General features: G+C 66.8%; 17 protein-coding genes. 6 read left to right on the top strand and 11 right to left on the bottom strand.

The window, feature by feature from the left end:
• Positions 1-67: 67 nt before the first annotated feature.
• From AC5Y7E_RS09835 to hisN, 7 genes are all read right to left on the bottom strand, one after another.
• Positions 68-1,243 (bottom strand): alpha/beta hydrolase family protein, encoded by a 1,176-nt coding sequence (locus AC5Y7E_RS09835; RefSeq protein ID WP_499948727.1) that lies wholly within the window; start codon positions 1,241-1,243, stop codon positions 68-70.
• On the bottom strand, positions 1,243-2,331 hold the full coding sequence (locus tag AC5Y7E_RS09830; RefSeq protein ID WP_499948726.1) for a homogentisate 1,2-dioxygenase: 1,089 nt from the start codon (positions 2,329-2,331) through the stop codon (positions 1,243-1,245). The genes AC5Y7E_RS09835 and AC5Y7E_RS09830 overlap by 1 nt, the downstream gene beginning before the upstream one ends.
• Before the next feature lie 297 nt (positions 2,332-2,628).
• Positions 2,629-3,600: an NADPH:quinone oxidoreductase family protein gene (locus AC5Y7E_RS09825; protein ID WP_499948725.1), complete on the bottom strand. Its 972-nt coding sequence runs from the start codon at positions 3,598-3,600 to the stop codon at positions 2,629-2,631.
• Positions 3,601-3,622: 22 nt separating this feature from the next.
• Positions 3,623-4,621: an acrylyl-CoA reductase family protein gene (locus tag AC5Y7E_RS09820; RefSeq protein ID WP_499948721.1), complete on the bottom strand. Its 999-nt coding sequence runs from the start codon at positions 4,619-4,621 to the stop codon at positions 3,623-3,625.
• Positions 4,622-4,751: 130 nt separating this feature from the next.
• Positions 4,752-5,957 carry an acyl-CoA dehydrogenase family protein gene (locus tag AC5Y7E_RS09815; RefSeq protein ID WP_499948719.1) on the bottom strand — a complete coding sequence of 402 codons (1,206 nt, stop codon included), beginning with the start codon at positions 5,955-5,957 and terminating at the stop codon, positions 4,752-4,754.
• Between the two features lie 32 nt (positions 5,958-5,989).
• Entirely contained in the window at positions 5,990-7,387 is a 1,398-nt protein-coding gene (locus AC5Y7E_RS09810) for an acyl-CoA dehydrogenase family protein (RefSeq protein WP_499948718.1), read from the bottom strand.
• 80 nt (positions 7,388-7,467) lie between these two features.
• Entirely contained in the window at positions 7,468-8,250 is a 783-nt protein-coding gene (gene hisN / locus AC5Y7E_RS09805; protein WP_499948839.1) for a histidinol-phosphatase, read from the bottom strand.
• A 116-nt stretch (positions 8,251-8,366) separates the two neighbouring features.
• Here hisN and AC5Y7E_RS09800 point away from each other — a divergent pair, with 116 nt between their 5' ends.
• Positions 8,367-8,711, top strand: a complete 345-nt coding sequence (locus AC5Y7E_RS09800; protein WP_499920202.1) for a hypothetical protein — start codon at positions 8,367-8,369, stop codon at positions 8,709-8,711.
• 3 nt (positions 8,712-8,714) lie between these two features.
• Here AC5Y7E_RS09800 and AC5Y7E_RS09795 read toward each other — a convergent pair whose 3' ends face one another.
• A complete protein-coding gene (locus AC5Y7E_RS09795; protein ID WP_499948716.1) occupies positions 8,715-9,806 on the bottom strand; it encodes a PPE family protein in 1,092 nt (363 codons plus the stop codon).
• 92 nt (positions 9,807-9,898) lie between these two features.
• Positions 9,899-11,053 (bottom strand): PPE family protein, encoded by a 1,155-nt coding sequence (locus AC5Y7E_RS09790; protein WP_499948714.1) that lies wholly within the window; start codon positions 11,051-11,053, stop codon positions 9,899-9,901.
• 733 nt (positions 11,054-11,786) lie between these two features.
• Between AC5Y7E_RS09790 and AC5Y7E_RS09785 the strand changes: the two genes are divergently transcribed.
• Together AC5Y7E_RS09785 and AC5Y7E_RS09780 are read left to right on the top strand one after the other, a co-directional pair.
• On the top strand, positions 11,787-12,584 hold the full coding sequence (locus AC5Y7E_RS09785) for a universal stress protein (RefSeq protein ID WP_499948713.1): 798 nt from the start codon (positions 11,787-11,789) through the stop codon (positions 12,582-12,584).
• Between the two features lie 97 nt (positions 12,585-12,681).
• Positions 12,682-13,155 carry a group III truncated hemoglobin gene (locus AC5Y7E_RS09780; protein WP_499948711.1) on the top strand — a complete coding sequence of 158 codons (474 nt, stop codon included), beginning with the start codon at positions 12,682-12,684 and terminating at the stop codon, positions 13,153-13,155.
• Here AC5Y7E_RS09780 and AC5Y7E_RS09775 read toward each other — a convergent pair.
• Together AC5Y7E_RS09775 and AC5Y7E_RS09770 are read right to left on the bottom strand one after the other, a co-directional pair.
• The gene (locus AC5Y7E_RS09775) at positions 13,097-13,528 is read right to left on the bottom strand and encodes a pyridoxamine 5'-phosphate oxidase family protein (RefSeq protein WP_499948709.1); all 432 of its coding nucleotides are present in this window, start codon (positions 13,526-13,528) and stop codon (positions 13,097-13,099) included. The two genes, AC5Y7E_RS09780 and AC5Y7E_RS09775, sit on opposite strands and share 59 nt — an antisense overlap.
• Before the next feature lie 62 nt (positions 13,529-13,590).
• The gene (locus AC5Y7E_RS09770; RefSeq protein WP_499948708.1) at positions 13,591-14,952 is read right to left on the bottom strand and encodes an FAD-dependent oxidoreductase; all 1,362 of its coding nucleotides are present in this window, start codon (positions 14,950-14,952) and stop codon (positions 13,591-13,593) included.
• 161 nt (positions 14,953-15,113) lie between these two features.
• Here AC5Y7E_RS09770 and prfB point away from each other — a divergent pair, with 161 nt between their 5' ends.
• Genes prfB through AC5Y7E_RS09755 form a run of 3 tightly spaced genes read left to right on the top strand, consistent with a single transcriptional unit; the run spans position 15,114 to position 17,696 of the window.
• Positions 15,114-16,226 (top strand): peptide chain release factor 2, encoded by a 1,113-nt coding sequence (gene prfB, locus AC5Y7E_RS09765; RefSeq protein WP_499948707.1) that lies wholly within the window; start codon positions 15,114-15,116, stop codon positions 16,224-16,226.
• Positions 16,216-17,208, top strand: coding sequence for a mechanosensitive ion channel family protein (locus AC5Y7E_RS09760; protein WP_499919884.1), 993 nt, complete (start codon positions 16,216-16,218; stop codon positions 17,206-17,208). The genes prfB and AC5Y7E_RS09760 overlap by 11 nt, the downstream gene beginning before the upstream one ends.
• Positions 17,205-17,696, top strand: a complete 492-nt coding sequence (locus tag AC5Y7E_RS09755) for an Rv3103c family proline-rich protein (RefSeq protein ID WP_499919885.1) — start codon at positions 17,205-17,207, stop codon at positions 17,694-17,696. The genes AC5Y7E_RS09760 and AC5Y7E_RS09755 overlap by 4 nt, the downstream gene beginning before the upstream one ends.
• Positions 17,697-17,727: the final 31 nt, after the last annotated feature.

Genomic DNA, 17,727 nt, shown 5'->3' with positions numbered 1-17,727 from the left:
CGCTCCTCTCCCCCGCAAGCGGGAGGTACCCCCACATCGCTGCGCTCTGCATCGTCGCCGGCGGAAGTCATTCTTGGTCCGCGAAATCGTGCCGGATCAGCCAGTCGGTGACAATAGTGACTGCGGCCCGCAGCGCTTCGCGCTGGTCCGGGCCCGCGTAATAGTGTGTGGCGCCGGGGATTTCGTGCATCTCCTTATCGTCGTGTCCGATCGCCTCGAACAGCCGCCGGGTGTGGCTGGGCGTGCAGGCGTCATCCGCGAGGTTACCGATCACCAGCGCGGGGATCGCGATATCGGGCCCGCAGGCCACCGCGTCGCCGCGGGCGTCGTCGTAGCTCCACTGCGACAGCCAGCCGCGCAGCGTGGAGAACCGGGCCAGCCCGACCGGACTCATGTTCACCACCTGAGGATCCCCCAGGTAGCAAGTGCCGGGTTTGCGTTCGTTGGGATCGACGGCCGGATCCAGCCAGCGTGGGTCGGCCATGGTGCCGTGCACGACGAAACCGAACTCGTCGTCGGGGCGGCCGGCGGCTTTCAACTCGCCCAGCTTGCCCTTGACCCATGCGGTGATACGGCGGTTGCGGTCGATCTGCGCCTGCCGATAACGGTCCAGGAATTCTTGGCGGTAGGGCGGCTGATTGGGGTTGTCGGGGTTGTACAGGTCCAGCTCGGGATCGCGCTGGGTGGGGTCGGTTTCGTCGAGGATCGACGCGTCCAGCCATTCGGTCAGCGTGCCGTGGCGGCTGATGTGCGCGGCCAGCAGCATGATGCCGTCGGCCGCGGGCAGGTCGAGCTTGGTCAGGTCGGGTCCGTCGCCGGTCGGGCTGGATGTGATGGTCGGGTTCTGCGCCTGCTGCTGGTAGAACACCGACAGCGAACCGCCTCCACTCCATCCCGCCAGCACCACCTTCTGGTAGCCGAGCCGCTTCTTGGCGTCCTTGATGCACTCGCCGAGATCCTCGACGACCTTCTCCATCAGCAGTGCCGAGTCGGTGCCGCGGAAGCGGCTGTTGCAGTAGATGACGTGATGGCCGGCCCGCGCCAGCGCGTTGATCATCGGTAGGTAGGCGCCGCCGCCGATGGGATGCATGAAGACCAGCACGGTGTCCGACGGCTTGTCCTTGGGCTTGAGCAGGTAGCTCTCCAGCACGGTGATCTCGGCCAGGCCGCCGTAGACGTCTCGGACCTCGGAATTGTTCTGGAAAGCAACGAGATAGGGGATTCGCTCGTATTCGTGCTTCATCAGTGTTGTCCTAGGTCGTGGGCCAGCACTTCGGCCGACGGGGTCAGTCGCCGGCGAGTGTCGATGGCGATCACCTGCCAGTCGACGCGGGAGTAGTCATCGAATTTGCGACGCGCCCGTTCTCGCGCCTTCTCCGGCGCGCCGTGATGAACTCCTTGCGGCGCATGCGAAATCAAACCGGGCGGCATCGGGATGCCGTAGAGCGAGCCGCCATGGAAGAAGGCGATCTCGTCGTAGTCGACGTTGCGGTGATACCACGGCGTGCGTTCGGTGCCGGGGATCCCCTCGGCCGGCTTGGGCAGGAAGTTCATCACGTAGACACCGGTGGCCTGCATGAAAAGGTGGACCGTCGGCGGCAGGTGAACACTGTCGGAGGTGACCACGTTGTAGTCGGCGATGTTGAAAGTGAACGCGAAGTTGTCGCCGCGCCAGCCCTCGACATCGAGCGGATTGTGTTGGTAGAAGAGCGTTGTCGGGCCGCCCTGGTGGATGAGCCGGACCTCGAAGTCGCCGTCGGCGTCGTCGGCCGGCGCCGGCTCGGGGATGACGACCTGCGACGGGTCGAAGGGGAAGTGGCGACCCAGCGCGCCCGGCGGCGGCACCCGGAATTCGTCGGTGGCCTCGATCATCAGCATCGTCGTCGCACTGTCGGGGAACTGGCGCCAGGTGCATGCCTTCGGAACGTACAGCCAGTCGCCCTCCCGATAGCGCAGCGGCCCGAATTCGGTCTCGGCCAGGCCGCTGCCCTTATGCACGAAGCACAGCAGGTCGCCGTCGACGTGACGGACGAAGAACGGCATCGGCTCGTGGCGACGGCTCAACAGGATTCGGCAGTCGTCGTTGCTGAACATCAGCAGCGGCCCGCCGTGCGCTTCGGTGGCATCGCTGGGCTTGAGCTCGCTGGACAGCACGTCGATGGGACGCAGCGGCCCGACCGATCGATAGGCGGTGGGGTCGTGGCGCCGGTAGAGGTTGGCGGTGCGGCCGGTGAATCCGCCCCGGCCCAACTCGTCGTCCTTGAGGCCGTCGAGGTCGGCGTGCAGGCGGCGCGGCGTTCGGCCTTTTCGCAGGTGCACAAAGGATTCCATGGACGGTTCCTCCGGAGGGGATCACTGGGTGGCGATCTTGGTCGACAAAACTGAAAGTGACATTACTTTCTCTTTTTGACAGGCACAAGGCCCGACGGGCGGGCGCCTACCGTCTCCCGTTACGCGTTCGTCACAAGCGCCATACGCGCCTCCGCCGGACGGGGCATGCGTTGCGCTGACCTCGCAGCGACAACACCCAAGCGCACGTATCCGAGACAAGACAGTCGCTACGAGGCGGGCAAACGGTCGAGTGCCTCGCGGCGAAACCGCTGTGGCGGCTGGGACGAAGCGCGGCGGCTAACCCCGGACGCGCAGCACGACCTTTCCCTTGGCGCTGCGGTTCTCCAGCGAGGCGACCGCGGTCGCGGCTTGCTCCAGCGGGTAGGTGATCGGCTCGGGCGGGGCCAGCTCCCCGGAGGTGAGCAATCGCTCGAGTCCGGCCCACTGCTCGTCCAGCGCGCCGGGATGCGTCCCCGCCCAGGCGCCCCAACCCACGCCAACCACGTCAACATTGTTGAGCAGCAATCGATTTACCTTGACAGTGGGTATCTCGCCGCCGGTGAAGCCTACGACCAGCAGGCGCCCGCCGGGAGTAAGCGAGCGCAGGGAATCGGTGAACCGGTCGCCGCCGACCGGGTCGACGACGATGTCGACGCCACGGCCATGGGTCAACTCCTTCACCGCGTCCTTGAAACCGTCGGCCAGGACCACATCGGTCGCGCCGGCCGCCGTGGCGATGTCGGCCTTGTCCTGCGTGCTGACCACGGCGATCGTGCGGGCCGCGCCCAGCGCCGGCGCCAGTCGCAGCGCCGAGGTCCCGATGCCGCCGGCCGCGCCGTGCACCAGAACCGTCTCGCCGCGCTGCAGCCGACCCCGGACGGTCAGCGCGAAGTACACCGTCAGGTCGTTGAACAGCAGGCCGGCGCCGGCCTCGAAGCTGACATTGTCGGGCAGCTTGAACACCCGGTCGGGGGCCAATACCGCGACCTCGGCCATGCCGCCCGACAGCATCGTGAGGCCGACGACCCGGTCTCCCTCGCGCACGTTCGCGCCATCGGGTGCCGACCGGACCACGCCGGCGATCTCGGCGCCGAGCACGAACGGCAATTCCGGGCGGTATTGGTAGAGGCCGCGGGTGAGAAGGGCGTCGGGGAAGGCCACCCCGGCGGCGTGCACGTCGACGACCACCCCGTCGCCCGACGGTTCGTCGATCTCGGTCAGCTCGACCGCGTCTGGGCCATCGAGCCGAGTCACCTGTACCGCGTGCATGCCACCAGAGCCTACTGGCCGCTCAAAATCCGCCGGCGACCCGCACCACGGCCCGGCCGGAGAATTTGCCGGCGCGCACTTGATCGATGACTTCGACGACGTCCTTCACGTCGACCTCGCTGACCAGCGAGTCCAGGTGAGGTGGCCGCAAGGAATCGCCGAGCCGGGCCCACAATTCGCGGCGCGGTCCGATCGGCATCAGCACCGAGTCCATGCCCAGCAGCGCGACCCCGCGCAGGATGAACGGCAGCACCGTGGTGTGCAGGGCAGGACCGCCGGTGAGGCCGCTGGCCGCCACGGCCCCGCCGTAATCGACGGTGCTGAGCACGTCGGCCAGCGTCGCACCGCCCACACAGTCCACTGCGCCGGCCCACCGCGCCTTCCCGAGCGGTCGTGGCTTGGCGTCGGGATCGGCGGGCAACCGGCCGATAACCTCAGCGGCGCCAAGGGCTTTGAGCCGGTCGGCCGCCTCGGCCTTGCCGCTCGACGCGACCACCTGATAGCCGGCGGCCGCCAGCAGGTCCACGCTGACCGAGCCGACGCCGCCGGTGGCTCCGGTGACGACAACGGGACCGGCGTCGGCCGCGATGCCCCAGTCGATCAACGCCTGAACGCTCATCGCGGCGGTGAAGCCGGCGGTCCCGATGGCGGCGCCCTCATGCGGACTCAGCGCGCCGAGCGAGACCACCTGGTCGGCCGGCAGTCGCACGTATTCGGCGTAGCCGCCGTGGTGACCGGTGCCGATCGCATACCCGTGCGCCAGAACCCCATCGCCCACGGCGAAGTCGGAAGACGTCGAGTCCACGACCTCACCGGTCAGGTCGATGCCCGGCACCACCGGGTAGTCGCGCACCACGCCGCCACCGGGCGTCAATGCCAGCGCGTCCTTGTAGTTGACGCTCGAATACAGGACCCGGATGGTCACCTCGCCGGGGGGCAGGTCGTCAGGACGAAGCGTCTCGACCGACGCGGTTATCCGGTCACCATCTTGTCGCGCGACGAGCGCCTGAAAAGTGTCCATCTTTCGACGCTAACCCGACCGCCGACCAAAGCGGCACCACCCGCCCTCGCCGAACGTGTACTCACGGCGAGAAATCAGCAGAAATCTCGCCCTGGTTGCACGTTCGGCGCGGAACGCCGAAGCTCGCGAGTCACTTGAGCTCGGATGAAGACAGCCCCAGCAGGCGGCGGGCGACCACCAGCTGCTGAATCTGTTGAGTGCCTTCGAAAATGTCCAGGATCTTCGAGTCGCGCGCCCACTTCTCCAGCAGTAACTGCTCGGAATAGCCTGCGGTGCCTGCCAATTCGACGGACTTGAGCGTGACGTCGGTGACCATCCGGCCGGCCTTGGCCTTGCTCATCGAAGCCTCTTTGGAGTTCGGGATCTTGTTGTCGGCCTGCCATGCCGCCCGCAGGGACAGCAGGTAGGCGGCCTCCCAATCGGCTTCCATGCGGATGAACTCCGCCGCGGCGGCGCTCTGGGTGTGTGAAGGCTTGTCGTAGGAGATCTCCACGCCGGCCTCGGTGAGGACCTTGCGGATCTCCTCCAGGGCGGCGCGGCCGACGCCGACGGCCATGGCGGCAACGATGGGCCGGGTGTTGTCGAAGGTCTCCATCACTCCGGAAAAGCCCTTGCCCACCTCGATTTCGGGGTTGCCGAGCAGGTTTTCCTTGGGAATGCGGGCATTGTCGAACCGGATGACCGCGGTGTCGGAACCCTTGATGCCGAGCTTGTGCTCGAGCCGTTCGACCGTGACACCCGGGTGCTCGCGCGGCACGACGAACGACTTGATCGCCGCGCGGCCCGCCGCCTTGTCCAGCGTCGCCCACACCACGATGTGGGTGGCGCGCGATCCGGCGGTGACGAAGATCTTCTCGCCGTTGATCACGTACTCGTCGCCGTCCAGGGTGGCGGTCGTGGACACCGCCGCCGAGTCCGATCCGAAGCCCGGTTCGGTGATGGCCATCGCCGCCCACACCTTGCCCAGGCGTTGCAGCTGTTCCTCGTTGGCGACGGCGGAGATGGCCGCGTTGCCCAGTCCCTGATAGGGGACCGACAACATCATCGCCAGGTCGCCCCAGCTCGCCTCCAGCGTTTGCAGCAGCGCGGCCATGTTGGCGCCGTTGTGGTTTTTGTCCCGCTCTTCGTCCTCGCCGCCCAGCGCGTTCGCTCCGGCGAATTCGATTGACTCCGAGGCGCCTTCGAAGAGGCTGAATAGCGTGTCCAGCTCGACCGGGTAGGCGTGCTCCTTGAGGTCGTACTTGCGGGCGATCGGGCGCATCAACTCCGCGGCGCCCTGGTGCGTCTTCGTCGTCACCGCCTGCATCTTGCGGGGAAGTTCCAGATTGATTGCCATGATTGGACTTTCAGCTCGAATTGAATAACGACTCAGATGACGACGACACCCTCGGCAACGCCGATGGCCCGCAGGTCGCGGTACCAGCGTTCGACCGGGTGCTCTTTGGTGTAGCCGTGGCCGCCGAGCAGCTGAACGCCGTCGAGGCCGATCTGCATGCCCTTGTCGGCGCCGAGCCGCTTGGCCAGCGCCGCCTCGCGGACGAACGGCAGACCTTGCTCGGCACGCGCGGCGCCGCGCCAGGTGATCAGCCGCAGCCCGTCCAATTCGATGGCGATGTTGGCGCACATGAAGGCGACCGCCTGGCGGTGGGCGATCGGCTCACCGAAGGCCTCGCGTTCCTTCACGTACGGGACGACGTAGTCGAGCACCGCGTGCGAGGTGCCGACGGTGAGCGCGGCCCAGCCCAGTCGGGCCAGCGCAATCGCCTCGGAGTAATCCTCGTCGGTCGCCTCGTCCTCACCGAGCCGCGCGCTCAGCGGCACCGTCACCCCGGAGAGTTCGACGTGGCCCAGGGCAGCCGCACGGATCCCCATGCTGGGATCCGCCTTCACGGTAAGGCCTTTCGTCGAGGACTCGACGATGAACAAGGCCGGCTTACCGTCCAGCTGTGCGCCGACGATGAAGAGCTCGGCATCGGCAGCGGCCGGGACCAACGACTTCACCCCGTCCAGGCGGTAGCCGCTCGGTGTGCGCACCGCGGTGGTCTTCAGCCGGGTGGGGTCGAAGAGCGGTTGCGGCTCGGCGATGGCCACGCACGCCTGGGGCACGTTCTCACCGGCGAACTCGGGAAGGTAGGTGGCCTGCTGGTCGGCGCTGCCCCAATGGGTCAGCGCCGAGGCCACGCCGCCCGGGGCCAGCAGCGGTAACGCCAGACCCATGTCGCCGTAGGCCAGCGCCTCGGCGACCAGCACATTGGTCACGCTGGACCGGTGTGCGGCGATGCCGTCGAAATCCTCGGGGATGTTGATCGCCGTGATGCCCAGCTCGGCGGCCTTGGCGATCAGCTCGTGCGGGTAGGTGATCGCTTCGTCTGCATCGTGCGCGGCGGGCCGCAGCACTTCCTCGGCGAACTCGTCGACAGTTTCGACGATCATCTTCTGCTCGTCGTCAGGCGTCAGGTCGAAGTAGTCCTTGCCGCTGGACTTGAGCCGGGTTGGTCCGCCGCGCAGGTTCTGGATGCGCTTGAACTCCCGAGACGAGGTGGCGGCGGTGGAGAAGACAGTCTTCGTGCCGTAGCGCAGCGCGCGGTTCAGCGGGTCACGCAGCTGATATTTGTCCAGGAACTCCTGACCGACGAGCGGGGTGATCAGCGCGATCGCGATGTCGACGCCAGTGCGTTTGTGCGTTTGCAGGCCGACAGCGGACTTATGGTCGCGCCGTTTGGCGCGGGAGCGGGTGGGTGTCTGTTTGGAACCGGAACCGGTCATTTTCAGCAGCCTCAGGTCGTTGGGCGTTGCGGATACCGCCGATCTTACTCCGGAGTAAGATCGGAGAGAACACTTGTTAACTAATTCACAGCGAGGCTGTCGAGCACCTGCTGCTGCAGCAGGCCGTTGGTGGCCACGGCGCTGCCGTGATGCGGTCCCGCGGTGCCGTCCAGGGCCGTCAGCGTCCCGCCCGCCTCGCGCACCAGGATGTCGAGCGCAGCGAGATCCCACACCGACACCTCCGGTTCTGCGGCGATGTCGACCGCGCCTTCCGCGAGCAGGCAATAGGACAGAAAGTCACCGAAGGCGCGCACCCTCCAGACGGTGTCGGTCAGCGCGATGAATCGATCCCGAACGCCCAGCTGGGCCCACCCGGACAGGCTGGAGAACGAGAGACTCGCCGAATTCAGTTGTGCCACTGAGGAAACCGAGAGCCGGCGCGGAGGAGCATCGTTGACCGCGGCGAAAGCGCCCCGGGCGTGCGCGGCCCACCACCGCCGCTGCAATGCCGGGGCGCTCACGGCGCCGACGACGGGAACACCGTCTTGGAGCAACGCGATCAAAGTGGCCCACACCGGAACCCCGCGGACAAAATTCTTGGTGCCATCGATCGGGTCGATGATCCACTGACGGCCGGTGAAGGTGGTGTCCCCGCCGAACTCCTCGCCGACGATGCTGTCGTCCGGCCGTTCGCGCCCGAGCTCCTCACGCAGCTCGGTCTCCACTGCGCGGTCGGCGTCCGTCACCGGCGTCAGGTCGGGTTTGGTGTCGACGCGCAGGTCCAGCGCGCCGAATCGCGCCGAAGTCAACGTATCTGCGCGGTCGGCCAGCGTCAGTGCCAGCGCCAGATCGTCCTGGCTTATCTGCACCGCTCCTCCTCATCGCTTCGTTCTGCATCGTCGTCGGTGCGGCTCATGACGCAGTCTTATCACGGCCCTACCATGGCCCCGTGTGGGAATTCGGACTGTTGCTCTTGCTGATGGCCGTGCTGGCCGTGTTTCTCGTTCAACGGTTCGTCCCACGCGGCCCGCGGGGCGAGGTGCTGAGCGGCACGTTGCTGGTGACCGGCATAAGCCCCCGCCCCGACGCCACCGGCGAGCAGTTCGTCACCATCGCCGGCGTGATCAATGGGCCCACCGTCAACGAGCACGCCGTGTATCAGCGCCTGGCCGTCGATGTGAATCAATGGCCGACCATCGGCCAGCTGTTCCCGGTGGTGTATTCGCCGAAGAATCCGGACAACTGGCGATTCGCTCCCGCGGAACCGCCTGCCGCGCCCGGGCCGCCCGCGCCACCCGAATCGCCGCAGCCGCCCGCCCGCTAGCGGTCAGCCGGCCGCGGGCGGGCGAGTCGTCACCATGATCCGCCTGCCGTAGCGGGGGACCACAAGCGCGGCCCGCCTGACGGTCCCTCCCGGTACCCCGGGTATGCCGGGCGTCCCGGACCCGGATCGGGCCGCCGCTTCGGTCGTCGCCAGGCCGGACATGCCGCTGCCCGTCGATGCCGCGACGGGGTTGCCGGTCGCGGCGGCCCAGCCGGCGGGCACCGACATCGAGCCGATCCGTCCGGCACGGGCGAGCACCGTGCTGACGTTGCCAACGCCCGACTGGGCGCCGCTGAGCGCAGGCGCCTTGGTAAGCGCGGACGGGACCGCCGCGACGTTCGGCAAGATGCCCAAGTTCTTGTCGGCCTGGATGATTCCGGCAGCGGTCCCCTCCGAAGTGAAAAGGGATCTGAACGCGGTTGAGGTCCCCTGGATGGTGTCAAAGATCCGGAACAGTTGGTCTTGCCTCGAGAGAACAATTCCCCCAGGCGATCCCGATTTCGCGCTCGAGATCGAGGCGTTGGCGGTGGCTCGAGCGACGGCGTCTCGCTGAGCCCTTTCCCCATCCGGAGTGGTGGTTTGGCGCGGGGCGACGAACGGCGAAACTTGGGCCGCCGCGGCTGAACTGGCGGAATAGCCGTACATCGCAGCGGCGTCCTGAGCCCAGTATTCGGCGTACTGGGCTTCGGTGGCCGCGATGGCCGCGGTGTTCTGGCCGAAGAAGTTCGTTGCGACCAGCGTCGCCAGTTGGGTGCGGTTGGCCGCGACCGCGGACGGGGGCACGGTTATGGCGAAAGCGAGCTCGTAGGCCGCCGCCGCCATCCGTGCCTGCATGGCCGTCTGTTGTGCACGTTCGGCGGTCGCATGCAGCCACGCCACATAGGGGGCGGCGCCGGCCACCATCGCGTGGGCTGCGGGTCCCTGCCAGGACAAGCCGGTCAGGCCGGACAGCACCGATTCGTATACCGCGGCGGTGGTGCCCAACTCGGCCGAGAGCGAGTCCCAACTTGTCGCGGCGGCCAGCAGCGGGCCCGACCCTGGGCCTGCGTACATCCGGCCCGAGTTCACCTCTGGCGGAAGAAAGCCGAAATCCATTGTCCTACAGCTTCATGGGCTGCGTGTAGCGAAGCTGCCGGCGACGAAGGGTCAGTCCTGTGGTCGACGGCAGTTGGTGGGCTGGTGGCACGTCACCCGGCGGCTGGCGGGCGTGGCATCACCGTGAGCCGCACGCCGTAGCGGGGTGGGGCACCCGCCCCGGCCGATCGGGCGGCGCCGCCGCCTGGCATGCCGGGGTAACCGGGATACCCGGAAGCCATCGGCTCTTCGGTCCCCGGCAACGTGGTGAAGCCGGCGGGTTCCAGCGGCGAGATATGGGTGCTCGTGGGTGCGGACCAACTCGCGGGCACCGAAATCGGCCCGATTCTGCCGGCGTGCGAGAGAGCCGCGGTGACATTGCCCAGGCCACCGCCGAGTCCCGACGTGGCGCCGCGGAGCGCGGGCGCTGCGAGCGCGGGAGCGAGATTGGCCGCGGCCGCGCCGGGCTTGGCGAGAATGCCCAAATTGTTCTCAGCCCCGATGATGCCGGACACGAATTGCTCCATGTTGTACGGAGCGCTGAAACCCAGGCCCGTTCCCTGAATGGCGTCAAGGACCGCAAAAGCGGGCCGCCCGCCCCCGGCCGCTCCCAGATTCGGCGCCGCTTGCACCTGCGGCTGCTGGGGAGAAACCGGTGAAAACGCTTGTGTGGCAGCCTTAGTCGCGCCAGAGTTGGCGTTGGCCGTGGCCACGGCGGCGTTCTGCGCGCCCACCCCGGACTCGTTGATGGACTTGTGCGCGGTCGCGAACCGGGGCAACTGGGTCGTCGCCGACGTCGACGCCACGGAGTAGCCGGCCATGGCAGCCGCGTCCCGAGCCCAGAAGTCGGCGTACTGCGCCTCGGTGTCCGCGATGGCCGCGGTGTTCTGGCCGACGATGTTCGTCGCCACCAGCGCTGCCAACAGCGTGCGGTTGGCGGCGATCAGCGGCGGGGGCACCGTCATCGCATACGCCTGCTCGTAGGCCGCCGCGGCCGTCCGCGCCTGCATGGCTGTCTGTTTCGTCTGCTCGGCGGCCGCTTGCAGCCAGCCCACGTACCGGGTGGCCGAGTACGCCATCGACTCGGAGGCGGGGCCGCGCCACTGTAGGTCTAGGCCCGCGAGCACGGATTGGTACGCCTCGGCGGTGGAGGCCAGTTCGGCCGACAGCGCATCCCAGCTTCCGGCCGCGGCCAGTAGCGAGGCCAATCCGGGGCCGGTATACATTCGGGCCGAATTGATTTCGGGTGGAAGAAAAGTCCACTCCATGTGTGATACATCCCCTCGAAGTGTGGATTTCGGGCAAACGCCACCGACGCCGGCGCCAGCCGCATCGGCGTGTCTGGAAGATATTTGGGCCGCCCGCTGATTCGCATGTGCGCCTGCGGCGCACGGCTCACCCCGCGTCAGGTGAGACGGCAGGCCAGCGCGATCGCACCACGCCCGCTGGGCGGGCAGCGTGGCACTTATCGGGTCGGGGGAGCGTGCGCGCAGGGCATTGCGAAGACTTTCGTTTTTTGGGCCCTTCAAAAGTCGCAAATGCGGCCGATGCCGGCGGGGTTTTGCTTATTTCACGACGCGGGCTAGGTAAAATTCATCTTTTGTTAACCTTTTGTTAACCTCAGTCCAGAACCCGTCTCGCACCGGTCGTACAGCGAAAGCGGTTGCCATGCTTGGCGTTCCGGCGCCGTCGGCCACGGCCCGCAGCATCTCGGGGTGCCGCGAGGTGATGATGTCGACCGGCGACGAAAGACGACGGTCGAGTTCTGATCGGCCCCCTACTCCAACAGCGTCCGTAGGTAGCACAACTACAGCGACCCCGGACTTTTCGAGAGGGTCTCCGCGGCTTCGCGTAACTCCTGGCCACAGTCAATTCGGTTGTTTCGGCCACCCATAGGGTCTAAAGGCACTGAATTCGGGACCAATGCCTCTGGGGGAGTGAGGTTTACGGTCATAACGTCGTAGTTGAACGGCATGAAGAAGATCGACGAAGGACCTCGCGATGAGCAACGTGTATCCAGCTCCCGCAATTCTGGTAGGCGTCGACGGATCCAGGGCGGCGATACATGCGGCCGTCTGGGCGATCGATGAGGCGGTGAGCCGCGACATCCCCCTGCGATTGTTGTATGTCATCAATCCGCATGACGGCTGGGCCGCGCGCGACGACGCCACTCGGCTTGCCGTCGCCCGTGCCGCGTTGACCGACGCCCACCGGGCCGTCGACGCCGTCGGCCAGCCGGTCAAGGTCGAAACCGAAATCCTCTGGGGAAGAACGGTTTCCAAGCTGCTCGAAGCATCCAGGTCGGCGGTCATGGTCTGCGTCGGGCGGATCGGGCTCAACCATGCCTGCCACGGCGGACCCGCCGTTGCGGCCCGTCTGATCCGCTCGGCGTCGTGCCCGGTCGCCGTGATCCAACAGCCGGCGAGCCGTCCGACGCCTCCCCAGGTCGGCAGCGTGGTCGCCGAAGCCGACAACGGCACCGTGCTGCGGCACGCGTTCGACGAAGCGCGGTTGCGCCGAGCCGCATTGCGGGCCGTGTCGGTAGCGAGGGGTCCCGACGTTCGGGATGGCACCGCTGGCAATCGCCCAGCACAAGGGCAATTGGCTCGTCGGCTTGCCCGATGGACGCGGTTGTACCCCGACGTGCGGGCCGAGCCGGTGGTTCTCACCGAGGGCGTGGACCGTTACCTGGGCGCCCACCGCGACACGCGACAGCTGGTGGTCACCGACTCCTATCGGGCCGAGGCCCGGTGCCGGAGGGGTCACTCCGTGCTTGCGATCCGTTGCGGCAACCTCTAGCTCGGATCGGCAGCGACCTAAAACACAGTGCTTCGGCCGAATCTCGGGGCCAACATGGTGTTACTTTGAGTTGCAGATATATCGGAAGGTGCCAGCCATGAGTCAGCTGACGACGGCCGAGGCAGGTGCAGACCTGGCCGACCGCGCCGACGTGGCGGCGTTGCTACGCCGTTTTTACCGGCGGGCGTTGCAGGACGAGATGCTGGCCGAGCCGTTTGCCGAGTTGCGGGCCACCGGGTTGGAGACGCATGTTCCCACGATGTGTGACTTCTGGGAGACCGTACTGTTCGGCGCGGGGCTCTATCGCGGCAGTGCGTTGCAGGCGCACCGGGAGATCCACCGGCGTGCCCCCCTGTCAGATCGTCACTTCCGGCGCTGGCTCAGCCTGTGGCACAACACCATTGACGAGATGTACCGCGGGCCGGCGGCCGATCGGGCGAAGGTTCAGGCCGGCCGGATCGCGTGGGCCATGCACCGGCGACTGACCGGCGCCGACGCACCCGAGCTCCTCGTCACGCAACCGGCTCATGACGGTCAGGCTCCGGACCGAACCGGAAACGACGGCCGGTGAGTTCGGTCGGCGTTATGCGCACATAGTGCGATTTGAGCGTTGCCGTCCATGGCAACAGCTGCGCGCGTTCGGCTCGTTGAATGTCCGCGTCGGTCTTCAACAGTCGCGCGCGTCCGCGCACGATGACGCTCCATCCTTCGATGAGGTTGTGGTCGTCGACCTCGAAGACCACCGCATGATTGGCAACGGCCGAAAACAGTTTGGTGCCCTCGGCGGTGCGGAACAACACGGTGCGCTCTTGCGCGACGAAGTTGACGGGAAAGATCTCGGGTTCACCGGCGAAGTTGGTGACCAGCCGGCCCAGCGAGACGCTGCCCAACAGGTTCCAGTTTTCGTCCTCGGAAAGCACGGTCACCGGTTGGTCGCTACCCACATCCTCAACGCTACGGAGGATTGGCCTCGTTGAGTAGGGCCCTTCGTAATCTTGGCGCCGGCTCAGCCGTGACTGACCTGCAGCAACTTGGCCAAACTCGGCAGCTTGACGCGGGGACGTCCGTGCGGTTCACCGGCCGCCCGCTCATGGGCATCGATGAGATCCCAGTGCGCCGAGGTCACCAGCTTGGGCTGGCGTGACGCCAGCCAGTCAGCCAACTGGGCGGCGTGGTCGTCCGGGAAATCGGCGATACCGTCGGCAGCGCAGAGATCGGCGAGCAGCGTGTCCACCGTGTCCTGCGAGTCCTTCTTATTTGTGCCGATCACGCCGGTGGGCCCGCGCTTGATCCACCCGACCACGTATTCGTTGCGGCTGCCTTCGACCCGCCCGCCGCTGTTGGGGATGGTCGCGGTCTTCTCGTCGAACGGCAGTCCCGGGGTGGGCAAACCGCGGTAGCCGACCGAACGCACCACCAGCTGAACCGGTAATTCCTCACGCTCGCCGGTGTCATTGGCCGACACCCGCCCGCTGTCGTCGGTGACCAGCTCGTTGCGGCCGAGCACGATTGCCTCGACCCTCTCGTCGCCTTTGATCTCGATCGGGGAGGTCATGAAGCGCAGCACGATGCGACGGTGGCCGGGTCGCGGGTCGCGCTTCGCGTAATCGCGCAGCACGTTGATGTTCTGCTTCGCCGTCTTGCCAGCCGCGGCCGCATCCTCGTCGCTGATGCCCTCCAGCTGGGCGGGATCGACGATCACGTCGACGTTTTCCAGGTCGCCCAACTCGCGGAGCTCGAGGGTGGTGAACGCGGTTTGCAGCGGGCCGCGCCGACCGATGACAACCACCTCGTCGACGCCGCACGGGCGCAGCGACTCCAGCGCGTGGTCGGCGATGTCGGTCAGCCCCAGCACGTCGGGGTCGGTGACCAGGATGCGTGCGACGTCGAGCGCGACGTTGCCGTTGCCGACGACCACAGCCCGCGCCCCGGAGAGATCGGGCGTGGCCGCCTCGAAATTCGGGTGCGCGTTGTACCAACCCACGAAATCGACGGCGGCGATGCTGCCCCGCAGGTCCTCGCCCGGGATGTTCAGCGCACGGTCGGATTGCGCCCCGACCGCATAGACGACGGCGTCGTAGCGCTCGGCGAGTTCGCTCGCCTGGACGTGCTCGCCGACCGAGATGTTGCCGAAGAAGCGGAAGCGCGGATCCTGGGACGTCTTCTCGAATTGCTTGCTGATCGACTTGATCTTCGGGTGATCGGGCGCGACGCCGGAGCGCACCAGCCCCCACGGGGTGGGCAACATCTCCAGCATGTCTACGGCGACGTCGATGTCCTCGGACCCGTCGGCCGCCTTCAGCAAGGAGGATGCGGCGAAGAAGCCCGACGGTCCGGAGCCAACGATTGCAACGTGGTAAGGGCGCATTCTCGACCTTCTATTCGTGCCCGAATGCGCGCAGGGGCTGTCGCGCGCAAAGCGGGGCGCACATGATCGTGACTCGATGCTAAACGCATGACCGCTGGTCGTGACCTGGACACTCGCTGCGACCTGAGCCGCTTGGGGACCCCCGGGTAACGTTGTCGGCTGTGGAACCCGACCGTCAAGCCGATATCGCCGCACTCGACGCCACCCTGACCACGGTGGAGCGGGTGCTCGATGTGGACGGTCTGCGCACCCGCATCGAGAAGCTTGAACACGAGGCATCCGATCCCCAGTTGTGGGACGACCAAGCCCGTGCCCAGCGGGTGACCAGTGAGTTGTCGCACGCCCAGGGCGAGCTGCGCCGGGTGGAGGAGCTGCGTGGGCGGCTGGATGACCTGCCGGTGCTCTACGAGCTGGCGGCCGAGGAGGGCGAAGGCGCCGACGAGGCGCTCACCGAGGCCGATGCCGAGCTGAAGGCGCTGCGCGCGGACATCGAAGCCACCGAGGTGCGCACTTTGCTGTCGGGCGATTACGACGAACGCGAGGCCCTGGTCACCATTCGCTCCGGCGCCGGTGGAGTGGACGCCGCCGACTGGGCCGAGATGCTCATGCGGATGTACATCCGGTGGGCTGAACAGCACAAGTATCCGGTGGAGATATTCGATACGTCCTACGCCGAAGAGGCCGGCATCAAGAGCGCGACGTTCGCCGTGCACGCCCCGTTCGCCTACGGCACGCTCTCTGTGGAGCAGGGCACGCACCGGCTGGTGCGAATCAGCCCGTTTGACAATCAAAGTCGGCGCCAGACTTCTTTCGCTGAAGTCGAGGTGCTTCCGGTGGTCGAGACCACCGACCACATCGATATACCGGAAGGCGATGTGCGCGTTGACGTTTACCGTTCGAGTGGGCCGGGAGGCCAGTCGGTCAACACAACCGACTCTGCGGTACGTTTAACCCACATCCCAACGGGTATCGTCGTGACTTGCCAGAACGAAAAATCGCAGTTGCAGAACAAGATCTCGGCGATGCGAGTGCTTCAGGCAAAGCTGTTGGAGCGCAAGCGTTCCGAAGAACGCGCTGAGTTAGACGCGTTAAAAGGCGAAGGTGGCAGTTCATGGGGCAACCAGATGCGCTCCTATGTTCTGCAGCCCTATCAGATGGTCAAGGACCTGCGGACCGAGTACGAGGTTGGCAATCCTGCGGCCGTCCTGGATGGAGACATCGACGGATTCCTGGAAGCGGGAATCCGTTGGCGCAACCGAAAAGATGACGAATAACACACACATTCTCGCCGCATCGATGACGCACCGCTGGCACGACTTCTGGCGGGGCGAGCTCGGTGAGTGGATCATCACCCGGGGTCTGCGGATCGTCATGGTCCTGATCGCCGCGATGCTGGCCGCCCGGTTCGTCAACTGGGTCGCGCAGCAGGTGACCCATCAGCTCAACCTCGGCTTCGCCGAGAGCGACGCGCTGGTGCGCTCGGAGGCGTCCAAGCACCGGCAGGCCCTGGCGTCGGTGATCTCCTGGGTTTCGGTCGTCATCATCGGCATCTGGGTCATCATGCAGATCGCCAACGTTCTGCAGTTTTCGGTCGGGGGTCTGGTAGCGCCGGCCACCGTGGTGGGCGCCGCGCTGGGTTTCGGCGCGCAACAGTTGGTCCGCGACCTGCTGTCCGGCTTCTTCATCCTGGTGGAGCGGCAATACGGGTTCGGCGACCTGGTCACTCTTACCGTCGTTTCCGCAACCGAAGCGACCGGCACGGTCGAGAACGTGACGTTGCGGGTGACCCGGCTGCGCTCGCCGGACGGCGAGGTGCTGACGATTCCCAATGGGCAGATCGTCAAGGTGGTCAACCTGTCCAAGGATTGGGCGCGCGCGGTGGTGGACATCCCGGTGTCGACCAGCGCCGACCTCAACCGGGTCAACGAGGTCCTGCATCAGGAATGCGACCGCGCGATGAACAACCCGGTGCTGGGCCAGTTGCTGCTGGACGCCCCCACCGTGATGGGGGTGGAGAGCATCGAGGTCGACACCGTCACCCTGCGCATGGTGGCACGCACCCTGCCCGGCAAGCAGTTCGAGGTCGGCCGGCAGCTACGGGTGCTGGTCATCCGGGCGCTGGCTCGAGTCGGGATCGTGACCGCGGCCGACGCGACGGTGGGCCTGGTGGAAGACCCGTCGATTCCGGCCGCCGAGGCCGCCGAGGCAGCCGGACAGCAAGCCGATGAAGTCCAGGGTGCGGGGCAGAAGCGGTGAAGTTCACCCTGAACATCCTTGAGAAGCGCGGCGACGACACGGATGCGGAGCATCGCTGGCCGAAGCACATCTTCGGCGGGCGGATGCGCACGTCGACCTTCGTGTTGATCGTCGCTTTCTTCGTGGTGTGGTGGGTCTACGACACCTACCGCCCGGAACCGGCCCCCAAGCCTCCGGCCCAGCAAGTGGTGCCGCCGGGCTTCGTGCCCGACCCCAACTACACCTGGGTGCCGCGCAGCCGCGTGCAGGCACCGCCGACGACCGTCACCTATACACCGACCCCGACGAGCACGCCGCCGCCTCCGCCCCCGCCGCCCCCACCGGTGACGACGACGACAACGACCACGCCGCCGTTCCAGCTGCCACAGCTCCCGTGCGTCTTGCCGGCCCCGTTCTGCCCGCCCAGCTCGAGCCCCACCCCGTCGCCGCCGCCGCAACCGCAGCCGGGGCCCGGTCCGGTGCCGACTTCGCGGCCACCGGCCAGTTGACTTCGCCTGCCAGCGAAATTCACCGCTACAC

This window comes from Mycobacterium sp. NGS17, from assembly GCF_059813205.1.
Note: the sequence above shows the minus strand (reverse complement) of the source record. Positions and strands in the feature narration are given on the sequence as shown.

What these genes read in the sequence shown, in the direction of transcription:
- AC5Y7E_RS09800 (WP_499920202.1), top strand. Translation starts at nt 8,367, where the DNA reads ATGGCCGTGCTGGCCGTGTTTCTCGTTCAACGGTTCGTCCCACGCGGC.
- AC5Y7E_RS09780 (WP_499948711.1), top strand. Translation starts at nt 12,682, where the DNA reads ATGAGTCAGCTGACGACGGCCGAGGCAGGTGCAGACCTGGCCGACCGC.
- AC5Y7E_RS09825 (WP_499948725.1), bottom strand. Translation starts at nt 3,600, where the DNA reads ATGCACGCGGTACAGGTGACTCGGCTCGATGGCCCAGACGCGGTCGAG.
- AC5Y7E_RS09820 (WP_499948721.1), bottom strand. Translation starts at nt 4,621, where the DNA reads ATGGACACTTTTCAGGCGCTCGTCGCGCGACAAGATGGTGACCGGATA.
- AC5Y7E_RS09760 (WP_499919884.1), top strand. Translation starts at nt 16,216, where the DNA reads ATGACGAATAACACACACATTCTCGCCGCATCGATGACGCACCGCTGG.
- AC5Y7E_RS09810 (WP_499948718.1), bottom strand. Translation starts at nt 7,387, where the DNA reads ATGACCGGTTCCGGTTCCAAACAGACACCCACCCGCTCCCGCGCCAAA.
- AC5Y7E_RS09795 (WP_499948716.1), bottom strand. Translation starts at nt 9,806, where the DNA reads ATGGATTTCGGCTTTCTTCCGCCAGAGGTGAACTCGGGCCGGATGTAC.
- AC5Y7E_RS09835 (WP_499948727.1), bottom strand. Translation starts at nt 1,243, where the DNA reads ATGAAGCACGAATACGAGCGAATCCCCTATCTCGTTGCTTTCCAGAAC.
- AC5Y7E_RS09770 (WP_499948708.1), bottom strand. Translation starts at nt 14,952, where the DNA reads ATGCGCCCTTACCACGTTGCAATCGTTGGCTCCGGACCGTCGGGCTTC.
- AC5Y7E_RS09830 (WP_499948726.1), bottom strand. Translation starts at nt 2,331, where the DNA reads ATGGAATCCTTTGTGCACCTGCGAAAAGGCCGAACGCCGCGCCGCCTG.
- AC5Y7E_RS09785 (WP_499948713.1), top strand. Translation starts at nt 11,787, where the DNA reads ATGAGCAACGTGTATCCAGCTCCCGCAATTCTGGTAGGCGTCGACGGA.
- AC5Y7E_RS09790 (WP_499948714.1), bottom strand. Translation starts at nt 11,053, where the DNA reads ATGGAGTGGACTTTTCTTCCACCCGAAATCAATTCGGCCCGAATGTAT.
- AC5Y7E_RS09815 (WP_499948719.1), bottom strand. Translation starts at nt 5,957, where the DNA reads ATGGCAATCAATCTGGAACTTCCCCGCAAGATGCAGGCGGTGACGACG.